Genomic DNA, 19886 nt, shown 5'->3' on the forward strand with positions numbered 1-19886 from the left:
GGGGGGCAAAAGCAGCAAGCGCCCAGCCAGCGGGCGCGTCGGGGAGGATGAGCCGCTCCGACCTTGGCAAGGGCTTTGCTCTCTATTCGGAGGTGAACTCTATGTGGTTTATACCCATTAGATTCACGCTTAGAATAAAGAAAACCCGCACCAGCTGGCAAGCGACGGTGCAGGTTCAATTCTTTATCTAAGAACACGGTAGCTGGAGTTCGCGCTTCAGCTACCGACCCGAATATAGGCCATCGCGGCTATTTTTTCAACTATGGCCTTGTCAGCCCCCACGCAACGGCAAATCCAAAAAACTTGCGCAGCCGCACGCTATGGTCTATAGCCACCGCCATCCGCGTAGACACCCTTGGAGGCAACGCGGAATGGAGCGGTCCGGTCTTTCACCTTGTGACAGACGATACGGGCTGTTTCATGTCGTTTGTTGAAGCATGATCCCGAAAAGTCGAAATCGGTTTTCGCACAAGATCATGCGTAGAAAGCGAGCGACACTCCAGTAACTTTGAAAGGAAATGCCATGAGCGAGACTTACGTGCTCAAGGCCGATCTGCGTACCCGGGTTGGTAAGGGGTCCTCCCGCGAACTGCGTCGCAACGGCCAGATTCCTGCAGTCATCTATGGCGACAAGCAGGAGCCCCTCGCAATCGCCGTCTCCTATAAGGAGATCTTCTACAAGATTCATGGCGGTGGTTTTAAGACCACGGTTGCCACGATCGAAGTAGACGGCAAGAAGATTCAGGTCCTCCCGAAGGACTACCAGCTGGACCCAGTCCGCGACTTCCCGCAGCATGTCGACTTCCTGCGCGTATCCGCCAAGTCGGTCGTTCACGTGAACGTTCCTGTTCACTTCAAGAACGAAGAAGCTGCACCGGGCATCAAGCGCGGCGGCGTTCTCAACATCGTTCGCCACGACGTTGAACTGATCGTTCCGGCCAATGCAATTCCGGAAGCGCTCGAATTCGACCTGACCGGCCTTGAAATCGGTGACTCCGTCCACATTTCGGCAATCAAGCTGCCGAAGGGCGTGTCGGCTGCCATTCAGGACCGCGACTTCACCATCGCCACCATCGCTGCTCCTGCCGGCCTGAAGTCGGACGAAGCTGCTGCTGAAGGCGCTGAAGAAGAAGCCAAGGACGGCGAATAATCGCTTTCCGTATTTTGGGGGCTCTGAACCATGCTGCTCATCGCAGGTCTTGGCAATCCGGGCTCCAAATATGCGCATAACCGGCATAATATCGGTTTCATGGCGGCGGATGAAATATTCCGCCGCCATCGCTTCTCCAACTGGCAGAAGAAATTTCAGGCCGAGATTGCCGATGGCGTGATTGACGGCGAGAAAGTGCTGCTTATCAAGCCGCAGACTTTCATGAACCTCTCGGGCCAGTCTGTCGGCGAGGCTATGCGCTTCTACAAGCTCACTTCCGCCGATCTCGTCGTCATCTATGACGAACTCGACCTCATTCCAGGCAAGCTGCGGATCAAGACCGGCGGCGGCTCCGGCGGCCATAACGGCATCAAATCCATCGACGCGCATGTCCAGTCCTTCCCCGGCGGCCAGAATTATCGCCGCATGCGGCTTGGCATCGGCCATCCGGGCGCGAAGGAACTGGTGCATAATTATGTTCTCGGCGATTTCGCCAAGGCCGACAATGAATGGCTGGACACGCTCTTAGGCGCTGTCGCCGACAATATTGGCCTGCTCGCCAAGCCGGGCGATGACAACAGCTTCATGAACCGCATTGCGCTCGCCATGGGCGACGGCAATCAGCGGCCCAACGGTTTCAAGGCAGACCCCGCGCAACTGGAAAAGGCCCCGCCCAAGGCGCAGAGCCATATCCGTCAGGCGCGGCAGAACCAGAAGAAGCCGGCCATTCCCGAAAGCGGCCCGATGGCTGAAATGCTGAAAAAGCTGCTGGGGAAGAAGGATTAATCCTTCGCGACGGCTGCGCCTCTTGACGCTTCACACCTCAATGTCGCATAGCGACGGTAATTCTATTCTAGTCTGACAGGTACGATCATGGGTTTCAAATGCGGCATCGTCGGTCTGCCAAATGTTGGCAAGTCGACGCTTTTCAACGCGCTGACCAAAACGGCCGCCGCACAGGCCGCAAACTATCCGTTCTGCACCATTGAGCCGAACACCGGCGAAGTGGCCGTTCCCGATCCGCGCCAGAACGATATTGCCAAGATCGCCGGTTCGAAGGAAATCATCCCGACCCGCATCAACTTCGTTGATATCGCCGGCCTTGTGCGCGGCGCTTCGAAGGGCGAAGGCCTCGGCAACCAGTTCCTCGCCAATATCCGCGAAGTCGATGCCATCGTGCATGTGCTGCGCTGCTTCGAAGATGACGACATCACCCATGTCGAAGGCCGCATCGATCCGGTTTCAGACGCGCAGACCGTTGAAACCGAACTGATGCTCTCGGACCTCGAAAGCATCGAGCGCCGCATCGTGCAGATCCGCAAGCGCGCCACCGGCAAGGACAAGGAAGCGCTGACCATCCTGCCGGTGATGGAAGCAGCGCTTGAACTGCTGCAGAACGGCCAGCCTGTTCGCCTGATGCTGAAGGATATCGCCGCAGAAGACCTGATGACGCTGAAGGGCCTGAACCTTCTCACCTCCAAGCCTGTACTCTATGTCTGCAACGTCGCCGAAGGCGATGCCGCCAAGGGCAACGCATATAGTGCAGCCGTCGAAAAGATGGCCGAGGAACAGGGTGCCCAGACGGTCATTATCTCCGCGGCTATCGAGGCGGAAGTTGCCCAGCTGCCCGATGAGGAAGCCACGGAATATCTGGAAAGCATGGACCTTGAGGAACCGGGCCTCGACCGCCTGATCCGCGCCGGTTACAAGCTTCTCGACCTCATCACCTATTTCACCGCTGGACCGAAGGAAACCCGCGCCTGGACCATCCGTCGCGGCACCAAGGCTCCCGGCGCTGCCGGTGTGATCCACACCGATTTCGAGCGCGGCTTCATCCGCGCCCAGACTATCGCCTATGAAGACTACGTCAAATACAACGGTGAAGTCGGCGCCAAGGAAGCGGGCAAAGCCCGAGACGAAGGCAAGGAATACATCGTCCATGACGGCGATGTGATGCTGTTCCGCTTCAACACCTGATACGATCAGGCCGCCGTTTCCCGGCGGCCTTTGCATATTCAGAGCATTTCCTGAAACCGATTTGGAGGAGATAGAGGGTGAGCAAGCCCCAGCAGAAATACGCCTATGAGGATATGGTGCCGGGACTGAAAATCCCTTTCGGACCGCGCACGATCAACAAGGAAGAGATCATCGAATTCGCCAGCGCATTCGATCCGCAGCCCTTCCACCTCGATGAAGAAGCAGGCAAAGCCAGCGTACTTGGCGGTCTTGCCGCCTCGGGATGGCAGACCGTATCGCTGATCATGCGTCTGGTCTGCGACGCCTTTCTCACCAATTCCACATCGCAAGGCGGCCCCGGCGTCGAATTCACCCGCTGGAAGCGCCCGGTTCTGGCTGGCGATACGCTGAGCGGTGTTACCACCGTCATCGACCGTCGCCTTTCCAAGAGCCGCCCGGAAATCGGTCTCGTCACGCTGCACCACGCGCTCGTCAATCAGCGCGGTGAAACCGTGTGCGAAATGCAGCATCCCTGTATGATGGGACGCCGCGATTACGTTGCGGCACAGGAAGCCAAGGCGGGTGCATGATGAGCTATCTTGAAGACAATCTCGGTCGCGAGCAGGATATCGGCAGCTATACATTTACCGCCGAAGAGATCATCGACTTCGCCACGAAATATGATCCGCAACCTTTCCATCTCGATGCGGAAGCTGCAAAGAACAGTCTGTTCGGCGGCCTGTGCGCCTCTGGCTGGCATACGACGGCTGTATTCATGAAGCTGAATGTCGCCTCCATTGTGCAGGCGACCAAGGAGGCCCTCAAGCGCGGCGAGACACCACCGGTTTTCGGCCCCTCGCCCGGCTTCGAGAACCTGAAATGGTCAAAGCCGGTCTATGCGGGCGACACAATCACCTTCAAGCGCACCGTTCATGCGCTGCGCGCGCTTGCGTCGCGTCCGGGCTGGTCGATGCTGACCATGTCCTTGCGAGCGCATAATCAAAATGGTGAAGACGTGCTGTCCTTCGATAACGCGGCCATGGTCAAGTTGCCGCCCAAGCTCGATGCCTGACATGAAAAAGCCCGCCATGCAGCGGGCTTTTTCATAAGCAGATATTTGTGCTCAATCGCCTTCGAACGAAACCAGCGTGCGCACGGGTACGCCGAGCGCTTCCAGCTTCTTGCGTCCGCCAAGGTCCGGCAGATCTATGATGAAGCAGGCGGCAACGATATTTGCCCCCATCTGCAACAACAGCTTGGCAGCGGCTTCAGCCGTGCCGCCGGTGGCGATCAGATCGTCCACGAGAATGATGCGCTCGCCCTTCTCGATGGCGTCACGGTGCATCTCCATTTCGTCAATGCCATACTCAAGGCTGTAAGCAATACGCACCGTATCGCGCGGCAGCTTGCCCTTCTTGCGGATCGGCACGAAACCGGCGGAAATCTGGTGAGCAATGGCGCCACCCAAAATGAAGCCGCGCGCTTCGATGCCCGCGACTTTATCTACCTTGTTACCGGCATAGGGGTAGACCAGTTCGTCGACCGCGCGGCGGAACGCCTGCGCATCGCCCATAAGGGTCGTCACGTCGCGGAACTGCACGCCGGGTTTGGGATAATCCGGAATGGTTCTGATGGCATCCTTCAAACTGGCGTTGAGCCCGGATTCCATGTTCAGTCCTTTCAATTGAAACATTGCCAGCGCTGGCCCATGGTCGTGATGTCCCAACTGGGACACCTCTGAGCGCGCATCTTGCTATTACGCTCTTTTCAATCACGATATCGCAGCCACGCCAAGCTTATTCGCGCATCAGCGGGCAGACTTATCCAAAACGGCAGCTCCGGCGTCAGGTTTGGCTGGTGCCGATTGTAAATCAGCACCACACAAACAAAAAGGGCGCCGTTTTTGGCGCCCTCTTTTCAACGGTCAGCTGAATGCTCAGTGCTTCACATCAGACCAGATCGACCGCTTGGCGATATAGGCCAGACCCGCAAAGAGAATCAGGAACACAATCACCCGGAAGCCGGTGCGCTTGCGCTGTTCCAGATGCGGCTCAGCGGCCCACATCAGGAATGCCGAAACGTCGCGCGAATATTGGTCCACCGTCTGCGGCGAGCCATCATCATAGGTCACTTGACCATCGTTCAGCGGCTTGGCCATGGCAAGCGCCTTTGCCGAAATGAAGTACGGATTGTAATGCGTACCTTCGGCAATCTGCATGCCCGCTGGCGGCTGCTCATCGAAGCCTGTCAGAAGCGCGTGAATATAATCCGGCCCACCTTCGGCATATTGCGTGAAAATGTCGAAGATGAAGGTCGGGAAGCCGCGTTCCACGGCGCGCGCCTTGGCGATCAGCGAGAAGTCAGGCGGAGCCGCACCATTGTTTGCGGCAGCAGCTGCGGCCGCATTTGGAAATGGCGACGGGAAATGGTCTGTCGGCAGCGCCTTGCGGGTGAACATTTCACCTTCGGCGTTCGGACCGTCCTGCACTTCATACTCGGCTGCAAAGGCTTTGACCTGTTCCGGCGTATAGCCGAGGTCTTCCAGCGTACGGAAGGCCACCAGGTTCATGGAATGGCAGGCCGAGCATACTTCCTTATAAACTTTCAGACCGCGCTGCAGCTGGCCCTTGTCATAGGTGCCGAACGGACCGGCAAAGCTCCACTTTTCCTGCGTCGGGTGGTGGATCGGGAAATGCGTCGGCTCCGCCGCATTGCCGCCCTCCTCAGCAAAGGCACCGCTCATGGAAAGACCAAGTGCGACCAGCGGAGCGATACCAAAGGCAGCGAAGCTCTTGAGGATGTTTTTCATCATTACGTCCTTCATATCTCTCGCTGGTTCAGCCCTTGATTTCCACGGGGGCAATCTCGGCCTTGCCTTCGCTCTTCGCCAGCACCGCCTCGGTAATCGAGTTGGGCAGACGCTTCGGCGTCTCGATCAGGCCGAGAACCGGCATGATGACGATGAAGAAAGCGAAATAGTAAAGCGTACCGAGCTGCGCCATGAAGACATAGGAACCTTCCGCAGGACGCGAACCCAACCATCCAAGGAAGATGGCGTTGATCACGAAGAGCCAGAAGAACAGCTTGAACCACGGGCGATAGACAGCCGAACGAACCTTCGACGTATCGAGCCAGGGAACCACGAAGAGGATAGCGATCGAACCGAACATCGTCAGAACACCGCCGAGCTTCGAATCGATCGGGCCGATGTTGAAGGTGATGGCGCGCAGCATCGCGTAGAACGGCAGGAAGTACCATTCAGGAACGATGTGAGCAGGCGTCTTGAGCGAGTCGGCCGGGATATAGTTATCCGGGTGGCCGAGGAAGTTTGGCATGTAGAAGACGAAATAGGCGAAGAACACGAAGAAGACGAGCGCGCCGAAAGCGTCCTTGATGGTCGCATAAGGCGTGAAGGCAACCGTATCGGTCTTCGACTTCACTTCAATGCCGGTCGGGTTGGTCTGGCCTGTGACATGCAGCGCCCAGACGTGCAGGACGACAACGCCGGCAATCATGAACGGCAGCAGGTAGTGCAGCGAGAAGAAGCGGTTCAGCGTCGGATTGTCGACCGCAAAGCCGCCAAGGAGAAGCTGCTGTATCGGCTCGCCTATGACCGGAAAGGCCGTAAAGAAGCCGGTGATAACCGTTGCACCCCAGAAGGACATCTGGCCCCATGGCAGCACATAACCCATGAAGGCGGTCGCCATCATGAGAAGGAAGATCACCACGCCGAGGATCCACAGAAGCTCGCGCGGCGCCTTGTAGGAGCCGTAGTACAGACCGCGTGCAATGTGCAGATAAACGGCGATGAAGAAGAAGGATGCACCGTTGGAGTGCATGTAGCGCAGAAGCCAGCCGGAGTTGACGTCGCGCATGATTTTTTCGACGGAATTGAACGCGATGCCCGTATCCGCAGCATAGTGCATCGCCAGAACGATGCCGGTCAGAATCTGCGAGATGAGCATGAAGCTCAAAATGCCACCAAAGGTGTACATGTAGTTCAGGTTACGCGGCGTCGGATAGGCCACGAAGGAATCATAGACCAGACGCGGCAAGGGAAGCCGTTCGTCGACCCATTTTTCGATGCCGGTCTTCGGCGTATATGTGGAGTGTCCACCACTCATGTCTTCTCTCCCCAAGACCTGTTTTAGCCGATCCTGATGACCGTATCGGAAGTGAACGCATATTGCGGGATGTGCATGTTTTCCGGTGCCGGGCCGCTGCGGATACGACCCGCAGTGTCATAGGTCGAGCCATGGCATGGGCAGAACCAGCCGCCGAAAGAACCGGACTCACCGAGCGGTACGCAGCCGAGATGCGTGCATACGCCGATCATGATGAGCCAGTTTTCCTTGCCTTCGCCTGCCGAACGGGCAACGTCGGTTGCCTGCGCATCCGATGGAAGGTTTGCGTTGCGGGCGATCGGGTCCTTCAGGTCACCGAGAGCCGCGCTCTTGCCTTCTTCCACTTCCTTGGCGGAACGGTTGCGGATGAATACCGGCTTGCCGCGCCATTTGACGGTCAGGGACGCGCCTTCTGCAAGAGAAGAAACGTCGACTTCGATGGAAGCGGCTGCGAGTGTCGAAGCGTCTGGACGCATCTGGTCGATAAACGGCCATGCCAGTCCGCCAACACCGACCACACCGGCCATTCCCGTCGCAATATAGAGAAAATCACGCCGTGTCGGCTCAGCCGTGTCGTGTGCGCTCACGTGCCAACTCCCTTTTAATCTGCATGTTCAATTGAACTCTCCCCTCGTCCGCTTTTGCACCTGCGCAAAAGTTATCCCGCAAGTGCTCGCAGGACGAAATTCCCTCCATCTCACTATCCGGTTTATGCGCGTAAAAAACGCTTGTCCAGACACCAACCCCTTATGACGGCACGATGTCGCAGGCGGATTTGCTTGATTAATTTGACGGATACACAGCAAAGCTGCGGTCAGGGCCAAAGACCTGCCCGGATGACCGGAGATGACCGGAAGTTTTTAGTTTTCGTGGTTCTCTCCAAGAAACCCGCCAGACTGGCGCGCCCAGAGCCCGGCATAGATGCCGCCTTGGGCGATCAATTCCTCATGTGTGCCTTCCTCGACGATCCGGCCAGCGTCTATGACCACCAGACGGTCGAGTGCGGCAATGGTCGAAAGACGATGTGCAATGGCAATCACCGTCTTGCCTTCCATGAGTAGCTTAAGATTCTCCTGTATCGAGGCTTCCACATCCGAATCGAGTGCCGAGGTCGCCTCATCGAGAATGAGAATCGGTGCGTCCTTGAGAATGGCGCGGGCAATGGCGATGCGCTGACGCTGGCCGCCCGATAGTTTGACGCCGCGTTCGCCCACGAAAGCATCGAAGGACTTGCGGCCCTGAAAATCTTCCAGCTTGGCGATGAAGCCGTCCGCTTCCGCCTGCCGGGCCGCCTTTAGCAATTCTTCATCGGTGGCATCGTCACGAGCCAGCATGATATTATCGCGCAAGGAACGATGCAAAAGTGCAGTTTGCTGGCTGACCACGGCAAAGGCCCGGCGCAGCGAATTCTGCGTGACATCGCGTATGTCCTGCCCATCCACGGTGATGGTGCCCTTTTCCACATCGTAAAGCCGCAGGATAAGGTTGACGAGCGTGGTCTTGCCCGCGCCGGAATGGCCGACCAGCCCCACACGCTCGCCGCCTCTCACCGTCAAATTGATGTTCTGCAGAACGCCAGCGCCCTTGCCGTAATGGAAGGTTACGTCGCGCACGTCGATGCGGGCATCGCGTACCACCAGCGGTTTTGCGCCGGGCCGGTCTTCGAGACCGAGCGGCGCGGAGACAAGGCGCATTGAGTTTTCGATCAGCCCCAACTGGCGCAACATGCCATTGAGCTGCATCATGAGGCGTCCAAGCAGCATGTTGAGACGCAGCACCAGACCGAGCGTGAACGACACCTGACCAACCGTGATGGCATCCTCTGTCCACAGATCGATGGCGATGGCCGCAACTGTCACGATCATCAGGCCCGACAAAGCCGTCAGCGACAGGCGCACACCAGTCAGCGATCGCATGAACGGCAGGATCGCCGCAAGATAGCGTTCGAAGCCGTCGCGCAGATAGCGCTCGTCATCATCCGCCGTGTTGAGCTTGATGGTCTCGATATTGGAATAGCTGTCGACAATCCGCCCGTTGATCATCGACCCCGCTTCGGCGGAGGCTTCGGCATTCTTGCGGATGCGCGGCAGATAGCGCCATGCGATGAAGCCGAAAGCGATGATCCAGACAATGACGGCGGCGGCAAGCCGCCAATCGAGCCGCCCGACCAGAAAAAGCGTGGTGACGCTGTAGATCGCCATGAACCAGACGACCTGAATGAGACTTTCGGTCAGGTCGCCCGCCGCCTGCCCGGCCTGCCAGACCTTTGTGGCGATACGTCCGGCAAAATCATTCTGGAAGAAGGCATAGGACTGGCGCAGCACATAGGAATTCGCCTGCCAGCGGATCATGTTGTAGAAGCCGGGCGACATGGTCTGGTCGTCCAGCAGGGTCGTTGCAGCGGTGACGATCAACCGGATCACCAGAACCGTGAACCCCATGAAGAGAAGCTCAGGCCCGGCGGCCTCGATCAACGCCGACCAGCTGCGCTCTATGCCGCCTTTGCCAGCCTGATCCAGAATATCGACCAGACGTCCGGTGAAATAAAACAGCCCCGCTTCCACCAGCGGCAGAAGACCGCCAGCGGCAAGTGCTGCCACAAGCGGCCATTTCGCCTGGCGCGCCTAATGCCAGAGGAAAGCCATTGTGGTTGAAGGCGGTCTGAGATTGTCCGGTTCGCGGAAGGGATCAACCCAACGTTCGAACAGGCTGTAGACCGCTTTCATCAATAGCGTTTTTCCTTACTTGACCAGCGCATCCTCGGAATTGTCTTCGAAGCCAAGGAACCCGCCGGATTGACGCGCCCATAGACTTGCATAAATGCCGCCGAGCGCAACAAGTTCCTCATGCGTGCCGTCTTCGACGATTCGCCCCTTGTCCATGACGATCAGGCGATCAAGCGCGGCGATAGTGGAAAGACGATGCGCGATGGCGATAACCGTCTTGCCTTCCATCAGCGTATTGAGGCTGTCCTGAATGGCCGCTTCCACTTCCGAATCGAGCGCGGATGTCGCCTCGTCGAGAATGAGGATCGGCGCATCCTTGAGCATCACACGCGCAATAGCGATACGCTGACGCTGTCCGCCGGACAGCTTGACGCCGCGCTCGCCGACATGCGCTTCCAGCCCGCGCCGTCCCTTCGGATCGGTAAGGAGCGGAACGAACTGGTCTGCCTGCGCAAGCCGGATCGCCTGCTGCAACATTTCCTCGGTGGCGTCGGGCCTGCCATACATAATGTTTTCGCGTACCGTGCGGTGCAGAAGCGAAGTATCCTGCGTGACCATGCCGATATTGGCGCGCAGCGAATCCTGCGACACTTTCGAAATGTCCTGACCATCAATCAGGATGCGCCCCTTCTCCAGATCGTAGAAGCGCAGCAGCAGATTGACCAGCGTGGACTTGCCCGCACCGGAGCGACCGACCAGACCGACTTTCTGTCCGGCGGGGATGTTCAGCGTCAGGTTTTCCAGAACGCCCTTGCCCTTGCCGTAATGGAAGCCTACCTTGTCGAAATCCAGCTCGCCCTTGGTCACCTGCAGGGCCGGAGCATTGGGAACATCCACCACTTCATGCGCGCGCGCAATCGTGGTGATGCCGTCTTCCACCGTGCCGATATTTTCAAACAGCGCCGACATTTCCCACATGATCCACTGCGACATGCCGTTGAGGCGCAGCACCAGACCGATGCTGACCGCCACCGCACCCACCGTCACGGCTTCGTTCATCCACAGGCCGATGCCGATCACGCCGACCGCGAAGAGCAGAAGGCAGTTCGACACATAGAGCGTGAAATGGAACATGGTCACCAGACGCATCTGGCGATGCACCGTGCCGAGGAAACCATCGAGGCTTTCGCGCACATAGGATTCCTCGCGGCTCGAATGCGAGAACAGCTTCACGGTCGCGATATTGGTATAGCTGTCGACAATGCGGCCCGTCATCGTCGAGCGCGCATCAGCCTGCTCTTCCGAAACCACCCGCAGGCGCGGAATGAAGAAGCGCAGCAACATGAGATAGACCACGAGCCAGACGACGAACGGGATCATCAGTCGCAGATCGGCGGCGGCGGCGATGAACAGCGTGCCCGCGAAATAGACGATGACATAGTTCAAGACGTCAAGCAGCTTCATCACCGTTTCGCGCACGGCAAGAGCGGTCTGCATCAGCTTGGTTGAAATGCGCCCGGCAAATTCGTCCTGGAAAAACGACATCGACTGTCGGATCAGGTAACGATGCATCAGCCAGCGCACGCGCATCGGATAATTGCCGAGCAGCGTCTGATGGATCACCAGCGAATGCACCAGCACCACGCCCGGCAGGCCGACCAGAACCACCCCGGCAATCAATGCCAGCCGCCAGCCTTCATTGCTTAGAAACGTTTCGCGCGACTGGTGGGAAAGCCAATCCACGATATTGCCCATAAAGGCAAACAGGGAAACCTCGATAATGGCGATCAGGGTGGTGAAGATCGCCATACCGATGATCCACGGCCAGGCGCCGCGGGTGTAATAGAGGCAAAACGCGACCAGACCGCGCGGAGGTTCCTGCGGGGCATCATCTGGATAGGCGTTGAGCCGATGTTCGAACCACTTAAACATGGCGCTCCTTTTAGGCGGACATTAAGCAATTGCCAATACTTGTTCGGAACAAAACATGAATATTTTGCAATCCGACCGGTTCTTTAAAGTTCATCCTCATACAGATGTTGACGCATGAACCGCGCCCGATATGCAGTCTTGCGATGACGGGCGTTTCGCGTTACCCGCTTCATATGGATCTGCGCGTCGCCCTCTACCAGCCCGACATTCCCGGCAACACGGGAACGATACTGCGCATGGCCGCATGTCTCGGCTTTGCCGTGGACCTGATTGAGCCTGCCGGTTTCGACATTTCCGACCGCTCGCTGAAGCGCGCGGGCATGGATTATCTGGCGCAGGCCGCACTGACGCGACATGCCGACTGGCACCACTTCGAAGACTGGCGCAAACAGGCAGGCCGCCGCATCGTACTGCTCTCGACCAAGGCCGCAATCCCCTATACCGACTACCGTTTTCAGGCGAACGATATTCTCCTGTTCGGGCGTGAATCGTCCGGTGTGCCGGATGCAGTCCACAACAGCGCCGATGCGCGCCTGCTGATCCCGATGGTTTCCGGCACCCGCTCCCTCAATCTTGCAGTTTCGGTCGCCATGACGGCAGGGGAAGCTCTGCGCCAGATGAGAAGTGAAAGTGATTCTAGCTCAAGACCTTAGGCGTCTTGGCGGAATCAATACTCGAATTGCTCTCAACATGCGTCGCGGATTGACCGGATCGCCACGCATTGTTCCCCGTTTCCGGTTCGAAAGGCGCGCTTCATTCCATGAAACTGTCTGCACGCACCGCCGTTCTCGCGGCTTCCACTCTTTCCCTGCTCGCCACCGCACCGGCCTTTGCCAAAGACGTCGAGCGCGTTGCGCCGAAGGTGATGGTCATCACCATGTTCGGTGAAGAAGCCAAGCCGTGGCTGGAAGGTGAAAACTTCACGCAGAAGATCAAGCTGCCCGGCTTGAGCCCTGAATATCCGGAAGTGGACTGTACCGCTGAGGGCCTTTGCCACATGACGACGGCCATGGGCTTTGCCAATGCTGCAAGCTCGACGGCGGCCATGGCGCTCAGCGACAAGCTCGATCTCAGCCATACCTATTTCCTGATTGCTGGCATTGCGGGCGTCGATCCGCAGCACGGCACGCTCGGTTCGGCCCATTGGGCGAAATATGTCATCGACGCCAATCTGAGCCACCGCATCGATATCCGCGAAGCGCCCGAAGGCTGGAGCACGGATTTCTTCGGTCTCGGCACGGCCAAGCCCGGCGAAAAGGCCAAATGGGGCGCAGGCACGGAAGTCTTCGAACTGAACGGCAAGCTTGCCGATTATGCTTTGGCCACAACGAAGGATGTCGCGCTTCTCGATGGCGACGATGCGAAGGCATATCGCAAGCATTACACGCAGGAAGCCGCCACCGGCGCGCCGAAAGTCAGCATTTGCGACACGGCCTCGGCCGATACCTACTGGCATGGCGCAAAGCTCGGCGAAGCGGTGAGCGCGTGGGCCAAGCTCCTGACCGACGGCAAGGCGGATTACTGTACCTCGCAGATGGAAGACAATGCCACGCTGACGGCGCTCAAGCGCGCTGCCGATGCGGGCAAGCTGGATTTCAGCCGCATCGCCGTGCTGCGCACGTCATCCAATTTCGACCGACAGGGCCAGGACCAGACAGCAATCGAATCCCTCGGCGCGAAGTCGGGCGGTTTCCCGCTGGCGACCACCAATGCTTACCGCGTCGGCAAGGCCTATGCAGACAGCATCATCGGCAAGTGGGATGCCTGGGAAAAGGCGCCGCAACTCGCTGCGCAATAAGGTCCGTAACGGTATAACGATTCAAGTCAAAGGCACCCGATGCATCAAACATCGGGTGCCTTTTTATTGGGAGCAAATATGAATCCGGTTTCAAGCACTTGGCGGCAGATATTGAATCAGATCTTCAATCTGCGGTTGGCAGGCGGCGCATGGTGAATTCGATCACATCGTCGGGCCGTTCGCACCAGCTTTCAATCTCTGTCCAGTAGGCGGATTTCGGAAATGTGTCGAACCATTCCCGCGCTTTGTCGCGTGCTGCCTGACGCGGCAGGGTGAAGGTTTCACGGATGAAGCCGTCGCGCGGCATCCGGTTCTTTTTGGCGCGGCTCTTCTCAAGCTGCTTGCGCAAGCCTTCGAGCGGAGGACGGGGCGGTGCTGCTGTCATGCGATTGCCTCCCGGCTGGCTGGAAACACACGTCTCCAGCCCCTTGACCACAAAAGATAGGGTAGCGATTTTACAAAGACGAGTCTTTTCTTGGGGAGAGCGATTTTGCGACGGCAGCGAAGTCCCTCTTCGCCCTATGCGCGGCTGACGGAACTTGCTAAGCCAACGGATATAGCAAAGTCTATTTCACCTTGCCATTTAACCTTGGCTGCACGCAGCGATCCGGCAGATTGCGCCGAGAGGAAATAACAAATGCAACGCGATGAAATTCCTGCGATCATCCCCCACGATATCGAGGAAAAGAAGCAGGCGGCGCAACGCTGGTTCGAAGAACTGCGCGACCGCATCTGCGCAAGTTTTGAACAGCTTGAAGACGAGCTGCAAGGCCCCCTGTCCGACCGTGAGCCCGGCCGCTTCGTGCGCACGCCCTGGCTGAAGGAAGAAGGCAAGGGCGGCGGCGGTGTCATGTCGATCATGCACGGGCGCGTTTTTGAAAAAGTCGGCGTTCACGTGTCCACCGTCTATGGCGAATTCTCGCCGGAATTCCGCAAGCAAATCCCCGGCGCGGAAGAAGACCCGCGTTATTGGGCAAGCGGCATCTCGCTGATCGCGCATCCGCAAAACCCGCATGTGCCAGCCGTTCACATGAACACGCGCATGGTCGTGACGAGCCGCCAGTGGTTTGGCGGCGGTGCCGACCTGACCCCGGTTCTCGACCGCCGGCGCACGCAGGAAGATGCCGACACGCTCGCTTTCCATAAGGCGTTCCGCTTCATCTGCGAAAAGCACAAGAATGTCGTCGATTACCAGCGCGTGAAGGACTGGTGCGACGAGTATTTCTTCCTGCCGCATCGCAATGAACCGCGCGGCACCGGCGGCATCTTCTATGACTGGCTGCATTCGTCGGATGAGAAAGGCGGTTGGGACGCCGATTTCGCCTATACGCGGGATGTGGGACGCGGTTTTTCCGTCGTCTATCCGCATCTGGTGCGTCAGAACTTCAATCAGGACTGGACGCAGGCTGACCGTGACGAGCAGCTGGTGCGTCGTGGCCGCTATGTGGAGTTCAACCTGCTCTATGATCGCGGTACGATCTTCGGACTCAAGACCGGCGGCAATGTGAACTCCATTCTGTCGTCTATGCCGCCCGTGGTGAAATGGCCTTAAAGCATTTCCAGCAAATGAACCAAAGGAAAGGGCCGGATAACCGGCCCTTTCTTATATGCCAAAAGCGGGGTGATGGGTGATATCGCCTTGCGGCATGTCCGGCCCGAAGGCCAGACACTGGACATATTCCGCGGGCACATCCGGCATTTTCAGCCGCGCATCGGCTTTGAAACCGAACCGCCCGTAATAGCCAGGATCGCCCACCAGAACACAGCCCTTTGCGCCATCGGCCCGCAACAAGGCGAGACCTTCACGGACGAGCGCCCCGCCAATCCCCTCGCCTTGCCTTTCGGGCTGAACCGAGATGGGGCCAAGCGCATACCAGCTTTTGTCCTCGCCTCCGATCAGAACCGGCGAAAAGGCCACATGGCCGAGGACAGCATCCCCGTCCACGGCAACCAGCGACAAGGTGAGCGCCGAGGCCGCGCGAAGCGCATCGACGATCTCCCCCTCCCGCTGGTTGCTATAAGGAACCTTGCTGAACGCCTCATCCGTCAGCTGACGGATTGCAGCACTATCATCGGGCTTTTCCTTGCGAAGATACATGACGCGCTCCCTCAACGGTTATTGAGCTGGGCGCGAACGTTTTCGCGCCCTTTCAGCGAAATGCGATAGGGACTGCCTGATCGGGATTCGATCAGCCTTTTGCGCCGCAATTGCTGGAACACAGCCATTGTGCAATCGGCGAGCAGGTAACCCTCACGGGTATAGCATTCTATGTTGCAGACGCGTCCGTCTTCGCGCAAGTGGCGGATATGGCCACCTTGCGCCAGCACGTGTAACACGCGCTGTTCAATACGTGAGATATTCATTGTTGTTCATGCCTGGATGGAAACCATGACAAGCACCAGCGCGCGCAGACAGCGTATGGCTATCCACGGCCAATGCCGTTCCCGTCCCTGAACATCTGCCGATCAGACGCAATCAGCGCCTGTCATGCAGTCCTTGTCCGGAACGATTAAAGGCTTCCAACAATCTCCAGCATCAACAATTCCTCTTTCAGAGGTGGATAGGTCAAAGGGCCGGTCGGCCCTCTGACCCGCATGTAAGATCGCACGGGGCGAAAGTCAAACCCGATCAGGCTTTTGGCTGGTTGCGGAGCTTTTCGGCTTCCGCATAGAACTTCTTTTCCCACTCATTGTGGTTGTCCAGTCCTTCCTTGATGAAGGGCGTGAAGATGGCGAGGTTCATCAGGCACCAGTTGACGAAACGGGCCGGGAATTTCAGCGGCTTCACGAAGTCGACAAACAGCACCACGCGGGTCTTGTCAGTGTGGTTCCATGCTTCATGCTCATAGGCATCGTCGAAAATGAGAACCTTGCCCTCATGCCAATGGCAGACTTGCTTGTCCACGCGGATGGCCAGCTTGTCGTTCGGCTCCGGAACGATGAGGCCGAGATGCAGGCGCAGCACACCATTATACGGCCCACGATGCGGCGGCAGATGCTTGCCCGGTTCGAAGATCGAGAACATAGCCGTGGTCAGGCCCGGTATCTTGTTCACGATGCGCCAGGTTTCCGGGCAGGTCTTGATGTTCTGTTCCGATTTCACGCCGAAACCGAGCAGGAAGAAGGTCTTCCAGCGATTATCGGTCGAAATCGTCTTCACGTCGGTTGAAATATCCTGAAAGGACGGAAGCTCGCTCTGGCGCAGCAGGATCGTGTCCAGTTCCTTGCGGATGGCGGGCCATTCCTTTTCGATCTCCGCCGCCCAGGGGAAGGTTGCATTGTCATAAACCGGCGGATTGCCCAGCTTGGCATATTTCAGATTGAGACCTTCGGCCCACGAAACGATCCCCATGAAAAACCGGGTGATCTTGCTCGGGCGGTCCATTGCGGCCAGACCTTCAGTGCCGAATTTCTGTTTCGGATCAGAGGCTGCCTTATCTTGGATCGATGTATCGGGATTGGACATTTCATGCTCTTTCAAAATCGGCGCTGAAAAGATTCCCAGCCATAAACTGATGAAACTACGGCTGAATTTTGCAAACAAGCGGTCAGCTGTTCATTTTATCGCGATCAAGTTTCTCCAGAAGCGCTGCACGGTCAAGGGTAAAACCGGAGTCGATCCAGAAAGTTTCGAGCGACCGCAGTGCCTGTCCGAGACCGGGGCCTTTTTTCACGCCGAGCGCCAAAAGATCACTCCCCGTCACGGGAAAGACCGGGGCTTCATATTTCTCCGCCGTTTCCAGCAAACGCGAAAAGCCACCGGCGCGGATCATCGCATCGTCGCTGCCTGCCGCATCGGCCCGCGCCGCCGCATAACCAAGCTTGATCCGGTCCACCACCGCCTGCTTACTGCCGCGATAGACGACCTTCTTCAAGGCCTGCTCGGAAAGCTCTGGCTTGACGGCATCGGCCCGCGCCCATGCTTCGAGCCGCGCCCGCTCTGCATTGGACATTTTGAGGCGCTTGCCCATTTCTTCCATGCGCACAGCGTCCGGCGGCACGATGCTTTCAAGCCGCAGCAGCGGATCGGCGGACCAGCCAAGATCGCCTTCGGAACGCACGAGGCCGTGTATGGCGTCGATGCCCCATTTTTCGCTTTCAGGCAGGACCAGGTTCAAGACCCCGCCTTGCCGCATCCATAAAAGGGCGCGCGACGGATCGGGAGCCGACAGGAGTTTCTTCAGTTCCGACCATACTCGCTCAGCGGAAAGCTGGCTGATACCGTCCTTCAGCCTCGCACTGGCGCGCAGACCGTCAGCCTCCGGTCGCCCGGAACCGTACCAGGCAAAGAAGCGGAAAAAACGCAGGATGCGCAGATAGTCCTCGCGGATGCGCTGTTCAGCATCGCCGATGAAACGCAGCGTCCGGGTTTCGATATCGGCAAGTCCGCCGACATGATCGATGATCGTGCCGTCAGCGGTGGCGTAGAGCGCATTGATGGTGAAATCGCGCCGCTCGGCATCGGCTTTCCAGTCGGTCCCGAAGGCAACCTTGGCATGGCGACCATCGGTCTCGACATCCTTGCGCAATGTCGTCACTTCATAGGCATGTCCATGCGCGACAACGGTGATGGTGCCATGCTCGATGCCGGTCGGGACTGGTTTGAACCCCGCTTCCTCGGCCAGCCGGATTGTTTCCTGCGGCACATGCGTGGTGGCAAGATCGACGTCGCTGACGGCGGTTCCAAGCAGCGTGTTGCGCACCGCACCGCCAACCACACGCGCTTCCCCGCCATCACGGTTCAAGGCCTTGAACAGCGCCTGCAAAGACTTCGACTTCAACCAAGGCGCCGTGTCGGCAATGTTCACACTGTCGCTCAAACGTAGAGCCTTTCATAAAGTCCGCGAATGATCCCGGCGGTAATTCCCCAGATGAATCGCTCGTTATAGGGCATGGCGTAATAAAAGCGTTCCTTGCCGTTGAGTATCCTGCTTTCGCGCCGGTGATTGGCCGGATTCATCAGGAAAGACAACGGCACTTCGAAAATATCGGCCACCTCATCCGGGTTCGGATGTAGGTCGAACGGGGTTTTGACCACAGCCAGAACCGGCGTGATCGAAAAACCGCTGCCGGTTAGATAACGCGGCAGATTGCCGATGATTTCGGCACGCTCGGCTGCGAGCCCGATTTCCTCGTTGGCTTCGCGCAGCGCTGCATGTTCCGCCGTGCCGTCTTCCGGGTCGATGGCGCCGCCCGGAAAGGCGATCTGGCCCGAATGTTGTCGCAAACGATCGGTGCGCTGGGTGAGAAGCACCGTCGCACCGGGACCGCGATCCACCACCGGCACCAGCACCGCCGCATCGCGCATCTTTGCGGTGACCATGGCCTGCTCGAATTCCGGGTTCAACGCGTGATCGCCGGTAATGTCACTGTGATCCGGCTGCCAGCTGCGAACGCGCTCGGCAAAATCACCGGCGGAAAACGCCGAAAGGGAATGCAAGCCGCGCTCCATCATTTTAGGGCAGCCTCCAGCGCATCGGCAGGCATGATCGGGAATATCGCCCCGCCGGATCGCACGGCAAACAAGGCCACACCGTCCATCTCGATTTCCTCGCCAAGCGCGACCAGATCATACATCACGGAGCGCGTCACCAGCGCTTCCAGACGCCCGCGGATCAGTACATAGGGTTTCAGCCCGCCGCTTGCTTCTTCAATGACAAATCGCAACGGATGCTCGGCATCGACTTCCACCACGTCGCCCACATTGGTGCGGAATGTCAGTGTCTGTGCCGCGTCTTCACCGGAAACCTGCATTTCAACGGCAATGAATGGCGCATCTTCAACTCGAATGCCGACCTTTTCCACCGGCGTGACGAGATAGGTCTTGCCGTCCGCGTCCTTGCGCAGCACGGTGGAGAACAGCCGCACCAGCTGTTTGCGACCGATCGGCGTGCCCATGTAAAACCAAGTGCCATCGGCCTTGATTTCCATGTCGAGATCGCCGCAGAAATCGGGATTCCAGCGCTCGACGGGCGGAATGCCGCGCTCTTTCGTTGACGGTCCGCTTTGCGCATCGGCATGCGCGCGTGCAATCAGGGCTTCCAGACCGCCGGTCGACCCGGCGTCTTGCAGCGCGTTTTGCGGCGCAACTTTGCCTATAGGGGTGCTCTTTGTCATCCGACTCGGTTATTCCTGTTCGAATGTGCTTAATATGATGGAAGTCATGAAATAGTCACCGTTTGACGGCTTGTCAGCACTATATGCGATTTATAGGTGTCTGAATCAAAAAGCGTCAGGCCGTGAATGGCGACTTTTAGATA

At 58.0% G+C, this 19886-nt stretch carries 20 protein-coding genes and 1 pseudogene; 8 read left to right on the plus strand and 13 right to left on the minus strand.

What is annotated here, in order from left to right:
- The first annotated feature begins 523 nt into the window (after window positions 1-523).
- The 5 genes from D8666_RS04785 (at window position 524) to D8666_RS04805 (ending at window position 4178) form a co-directional block, all read left to right on the plus strand.
- Complete coding sequence (locus D8666_RS04785) at window positions 524-1150, plus strand: 50S ribosomal protein L25/general stress protein Ctc (protein WP_109369498.1); 627 nt, start codon at window positions 524-526, stop codon at window positions 1148-1150.
- A 30-nt stretch (window positions 1151-1180) separates the two neighbouring features.
- Window positions 1181-1936, plus strand: coding sequence for an aminoacyl-tRNA hydrolase (gene pth / locus D8666_RS04790; protein ID WP_121536508.1), 756 nt, complete (start codon window positions 1181-1183; stop codon window positions 1934-1936).
- Window positions 1937-2023: 87 nt separating this feature from the next.
- On the plus strand, window positions 2024-3127 hold the full coding sequence (gene ychF, locus D8666_RS04795) for a redox-regulated ATPase YchF (RefSeq protein ID WP_121536510.1): 1104 nt from the start codon (window positions 2024-2026) through the stop codon (window positions 3125-3127).
- Between the two features lie 77 nt (window positions 3128-3204).
- Window positions 3205-3696 (plus strand): MaoC family dehydratase, encoded by a 492-nt coding sequence (locus D8666_RS04800; RefSeq protein WP_121536512.1) that lies wholly within the window; start codon window positions 3205-3207, stop codon window positions 3694-3696.
- Entirely contained in the window at window positions 3696-4178 is a 483-nt protein-coding gene (locus D8666_RS04805) for a MaoC family dehydratase (protein ID WP_121536638.1), read from the plus strand. The genes D8666_RS04800 and D8666_RS04805 overlap by 1 nt, the downstream gene beginning before the upstream one ends.
- Window positions 4179-4229: 51 nt before the next feature.
- Here D8666_RS04805 and D8666_RS04810 read toward each other — a convergent pair whose 3' ends face one another.
- The 6 genes and pseudogenes from D8666_RS04810 to D8666_RS04835 form a co-directional block, all read right to left on the minus strand.
- On the minus strand, window positions 4230-4775 hold the full coding sequence (locus D8666_RS04810; protein WP_109369502.1) for an adenine phosphoribosyltransferase: 546 nt from the start codon (window positions 4773-4775) through the stop codon (window positions 4230-4232).
- Window positions 4776-5042: 267 nt separating this feature from the next.
- The gene (locus D8666_RS04815; protein WP_171318556.1) at window positions 5043-5915 is read right to left on the minus strand and encodes a cytochrome c1; all 873 of its coding nucleotides are present in this window, start codon (window positions 5913-5915) and stop codon (window positions 5043-5045) included.
- Between the two features lie 28 nt (window positions 5916-5943).
- Window positions 5944-7230 carry a cytochrome b gene (locus D8666_RS04820; protein ID WP_109369504.1) on the minus strand — a complete coding sequence of 429 codons (1287 nt, stop codon included), beginning with the start codon at window positions 7228-7230 and terminating at the stop codon, window positions 5944-5946.
- A gap of 23 nt (window positions 7231-7253) precedes the next feature.
- Complete coding sequence (gene petA / locus D8666_RS04825) at window positions 7254-7817, minus strand: ubiquinol-cytochrome c reductase iron-sulfur subunit (RefSeq protein ID WP_109369505.1); 564 nt, start codon at window positions 7815-7817, stop codon at window positions 7254-7256.
- A gap of 273 nt (window positions 7818-8090) precedes the next feature.
- Window positions 8091-9956 (minus strand): annotated as a pseudogene (locus tag D8666_RS04830) (ABC transporter ATP-binding protein).
- Window positions 9957-9971: 15 nt separating this feature from the next.
- A complete protein-coding gene (locus tag D8666_RS04835; protein ID WP_109369507.1) occupies window positions 9972-11828 on the minus strand; it encodes an ABC transporter ATP-binding protein in 1857 nt (618 codons plus the stop codon).
- Window positions 11829-12001: 173 nt separating this feature from the next.
- Here D8666_RS04835 and D8666_RS04840 point away from each other — a divergent pair, with 173 nt between their 5' ends.
- Both D8666_RS04840 and D8666_RS04845 read left to right on the plus strand, forming a co-directional pair.
- On the plus strand, window positions 12002-12481 hold the full coding sequence (locus D8666_RS04840; RefSeq protein ID WP_121536640.1) for a tRNA (cytidine(34)-2'-O)-methyltransferase: 480 nt from the start codon (window positions 12002-12004) through the stop codon (window positions 12479-12481).
- Between the two features lie 107 nt (window positions 12482-12588).
- Window positions 12589-13626 (plus strand): purine-nucleoside phosphorylase, encoded by a 1038-nt coding sequence (locus D8666_RS04845; protein ID WP_121536642.1) that lies wholly within the window; start codon window positions 12589-12591, stop codon window positions 13624-13626.
- A 124-nt stretch (window positions 13627-13750) separates the two neighbouring features.
- Here the strand turns inward: D8666_RS04845 and D8666_RS04850 are convergent, their stop codons facing one another.
- Window positions 13751-14011, minus strand: a complete 261-nt coding sequence (locus D8666_RS04850; protein WP_121536514.1) for a hypothetical protein — start codon at window positions 14009-14011, stop codon at window positions 13751-13753.
- A 252-nt stretch (window positions 14012-14263) separates the two neighbouring features.
- Here D8666_RS04850 and hemF point away from each other — a divergent pair, with 252 nt between their 5' ends.
- A complete protein-coding gene (gene hemF / locus D8666_RS04855; protein ID WP_121536516.1) occupies window positions 14264-15178 on the plus strand; it encodes an oxygen-dependent coproporphyrinogen oxidase in 915 nt (304 codons plus the stop codon).
- Window positions 15179-15229: 51 nt separating this feature from the next.
- Here hemF and D8666_RS04860 read toward each other — a convergent pair whose 3' ends face one another.
- The 6 genes from D8666_RS04860 to D8666_RS04885 form a co-directional block, all read right to left on the minus strand.
- Window positions 15230-15724, minus strand: coding sequence for a GNAT family N-acetyltransferase (locus D8666_RS04860; RefSeq protein ID WP_121536518.1), 495 nt, complete (start codon window positions 15722-15724; stop codon window positions 15230-15232).
- An 11-nt stretch (window positions 15725-15735) separates the two neighbouring features.
- Window positions 15736-15990, minus strand: a complete 255-nt coding sequence (locus D8666_RS04865; RefSeq protein ID WP_109369511.1) for a YjhX family toxin — start codon at window positions 15988-15990, stop codon at window positions 15736-15738.
- 265 nt (window positions 15991-16255) lie between these two features.
- Window positions 16256-17092: an ornithine lipid ester-linked acyl 2-hydroxylase OlsC gene (gene olsC, locus D8666_RS04870; RefSeq protein ID WP_121536644.1), complete on the minus strand. Its 837-nt coding sequence runs from the start codon at window positions 17090-17092 to the stop codon at window positions 16256-16258.
- 82 nt (window positions 17093-17174) lie between these two features.
- Window positions 17175-18446, minus strand: coding sequence for a CCA tRNA nucleotidyltransferase (locus D8666_RS04875; RefSeq protein WP_121536520.1), 1272 nt, complete (start codon window positions 18444-18446; stop codon window positions 17175-17177).
- Entirely contained in the window at window positions 18443-19078 is a 636-nt protein-coding gene (locus D8666_RS04880) for a CoA pyrophosphatase (RefSeq protein ID WP_121536646.1), read from the minus strand. The genes D8666_RS04875 and D8666_RS04880 overlap by 4 nt, the downstream gene beginning before the upstream one ends.
- A complete protein-coding gene (locus D8666_RS04885; protein ID WP_121536522.1) occupies window positions 19078-19743 on the minus strand; it encodes a DUF1285 domain-containing protein in 666 nt (221 codons plus the stop codon). Before D8666_RS04885 ends, D8666_RS04880 begins: the two co-directional genes overlap by 1 nt.
- Window positions 19744-19886: the final 143 nt, after the last annotated feature.

Source organism: Ochrobactrum soli (genome assembly GCF_003664555.1).
Lineage (GTDB): Bacteria > Pseudomonadota > Alphaproteobacteria > Rhizobiales > Rhizobiaceae > Brucella > Brucella teleogrylli.

Bases quoted from the DNA above. Each gene is read 5' to 3' on its own strand.
- hemF (WP_121536516.1), top strand. From the start codon at position 14,264: ATGCAACGCGATGAAATTCCTGCGATCATCCCCCACGATATCGAGGAA.
- D8666_RS04820 (WP_109369504.1), bottom strand. From the start codon at position 7,230: ATGAGTGGTGGACACTCCACATATACGCCGAAGACCGGCATCGAAAAA.
- D8666_RS04810 (WP_109369502.1), bottom strand. From the start codon at position 4,775: ATGGAATCCGGGCTCAACGCCAGTTTGAAGGATGCCATCAGAACCATT.
- pth (WP_121536508.1), top strand. From the start codon at position 1,181: ATGCTGCTCATCGCAGGTCTTGGCAATCCGGGCTCCAAATATGCGCAT.
- olsC (WP_121536644.1), bottom strand. From the start codon at position 17,092: ATGTCCAATCCCGATACATCGATCCAAGATAAGGCAGCCTCTGATCCG.
- D8666_RS04865 (WP_109369511.1), bottom strand. From the start codon at position 15,990: ATGAATATCTCACGTATTGAACAGCGCGTGTTACACGTGCTGGCGCAA.
- D8666_RS04805 (WP_121536638.1), top strand. From the start codon at position 3,696: ATGAGCTATCTTGAAGACAATCTCGGTCGCGAGCAGGATATCGGCAGC.
- ychF (WP_121536510.1), top strand. From the start codon at position 2,024: ATGGGTTTCAAATGCGGCATCGTCGGTCTGCCAAATGTTGGCAAGTCG.
- D8666_RS04815 (WP_171318556.1), bottom strand. From the start codon at position 5,915: ATGAAAAACATCCTCAAGAGCTTCGCTGCCTTTGGTATCGCTCCGCTG.
- D8666_RS04835 (WP_109369507.1), bottom strand. From the start codon at position 11,828: ATGTTTAAGTGGTTCGAACATCGGCTCAACGCCTATCCAGATGATGCC.
- D8666_RS04880 (WP_121536646.1), bottom strand. From the start codon at position 19,078: ATGGAGCGCGGCTTGCATTCCCTTTCGGCGTTTTCCGCCGGTGATTTT.
- D8666_RS04785 (WP_109369498.1), top strand. From the start codon at position 524: ATGAGCGAGACTTACGTGCTCAAGGCCGATCTGCGTACCCGGGTTGGT.
- D8666_RS04885 (WP_121536522.1), bottom strand. From the start codon at position 19,743: ATGACAAAGAGCACCCCTATAGGCAAAGTTGCGCCGCAAAACGCGCTG.
- D8666_RS04860 (WP_121536518.1), bottom strand. From the start codon at position 15,724: ATGTATCTTCGCAAGGAAAAGCCCGATGATAGTGCTGCAATCCGTCAG.
- D8666_RS04850 (WP_121536514.1), bottom strand. From the start codon at position 14,011: ATGACAGCAGCACCGCCCCGTCCTCCGCTCGAAGGCTTGCGCAAGCAG.
- D8666_RS04840 (WP_121536640.1), top strand. From the start codon at position 12,002: ATGGATCTGCGCGTCGCCCTCTACCAGCCCGACATTCCCGGCAACACG.
- D8666_RS04845 (WP_121536642.1), top strand. From the start codon at position 12,589: ATGAAACTGTCTGCACGCACCGCCGTTCTCGCGGCTTCCACTCTTTCC.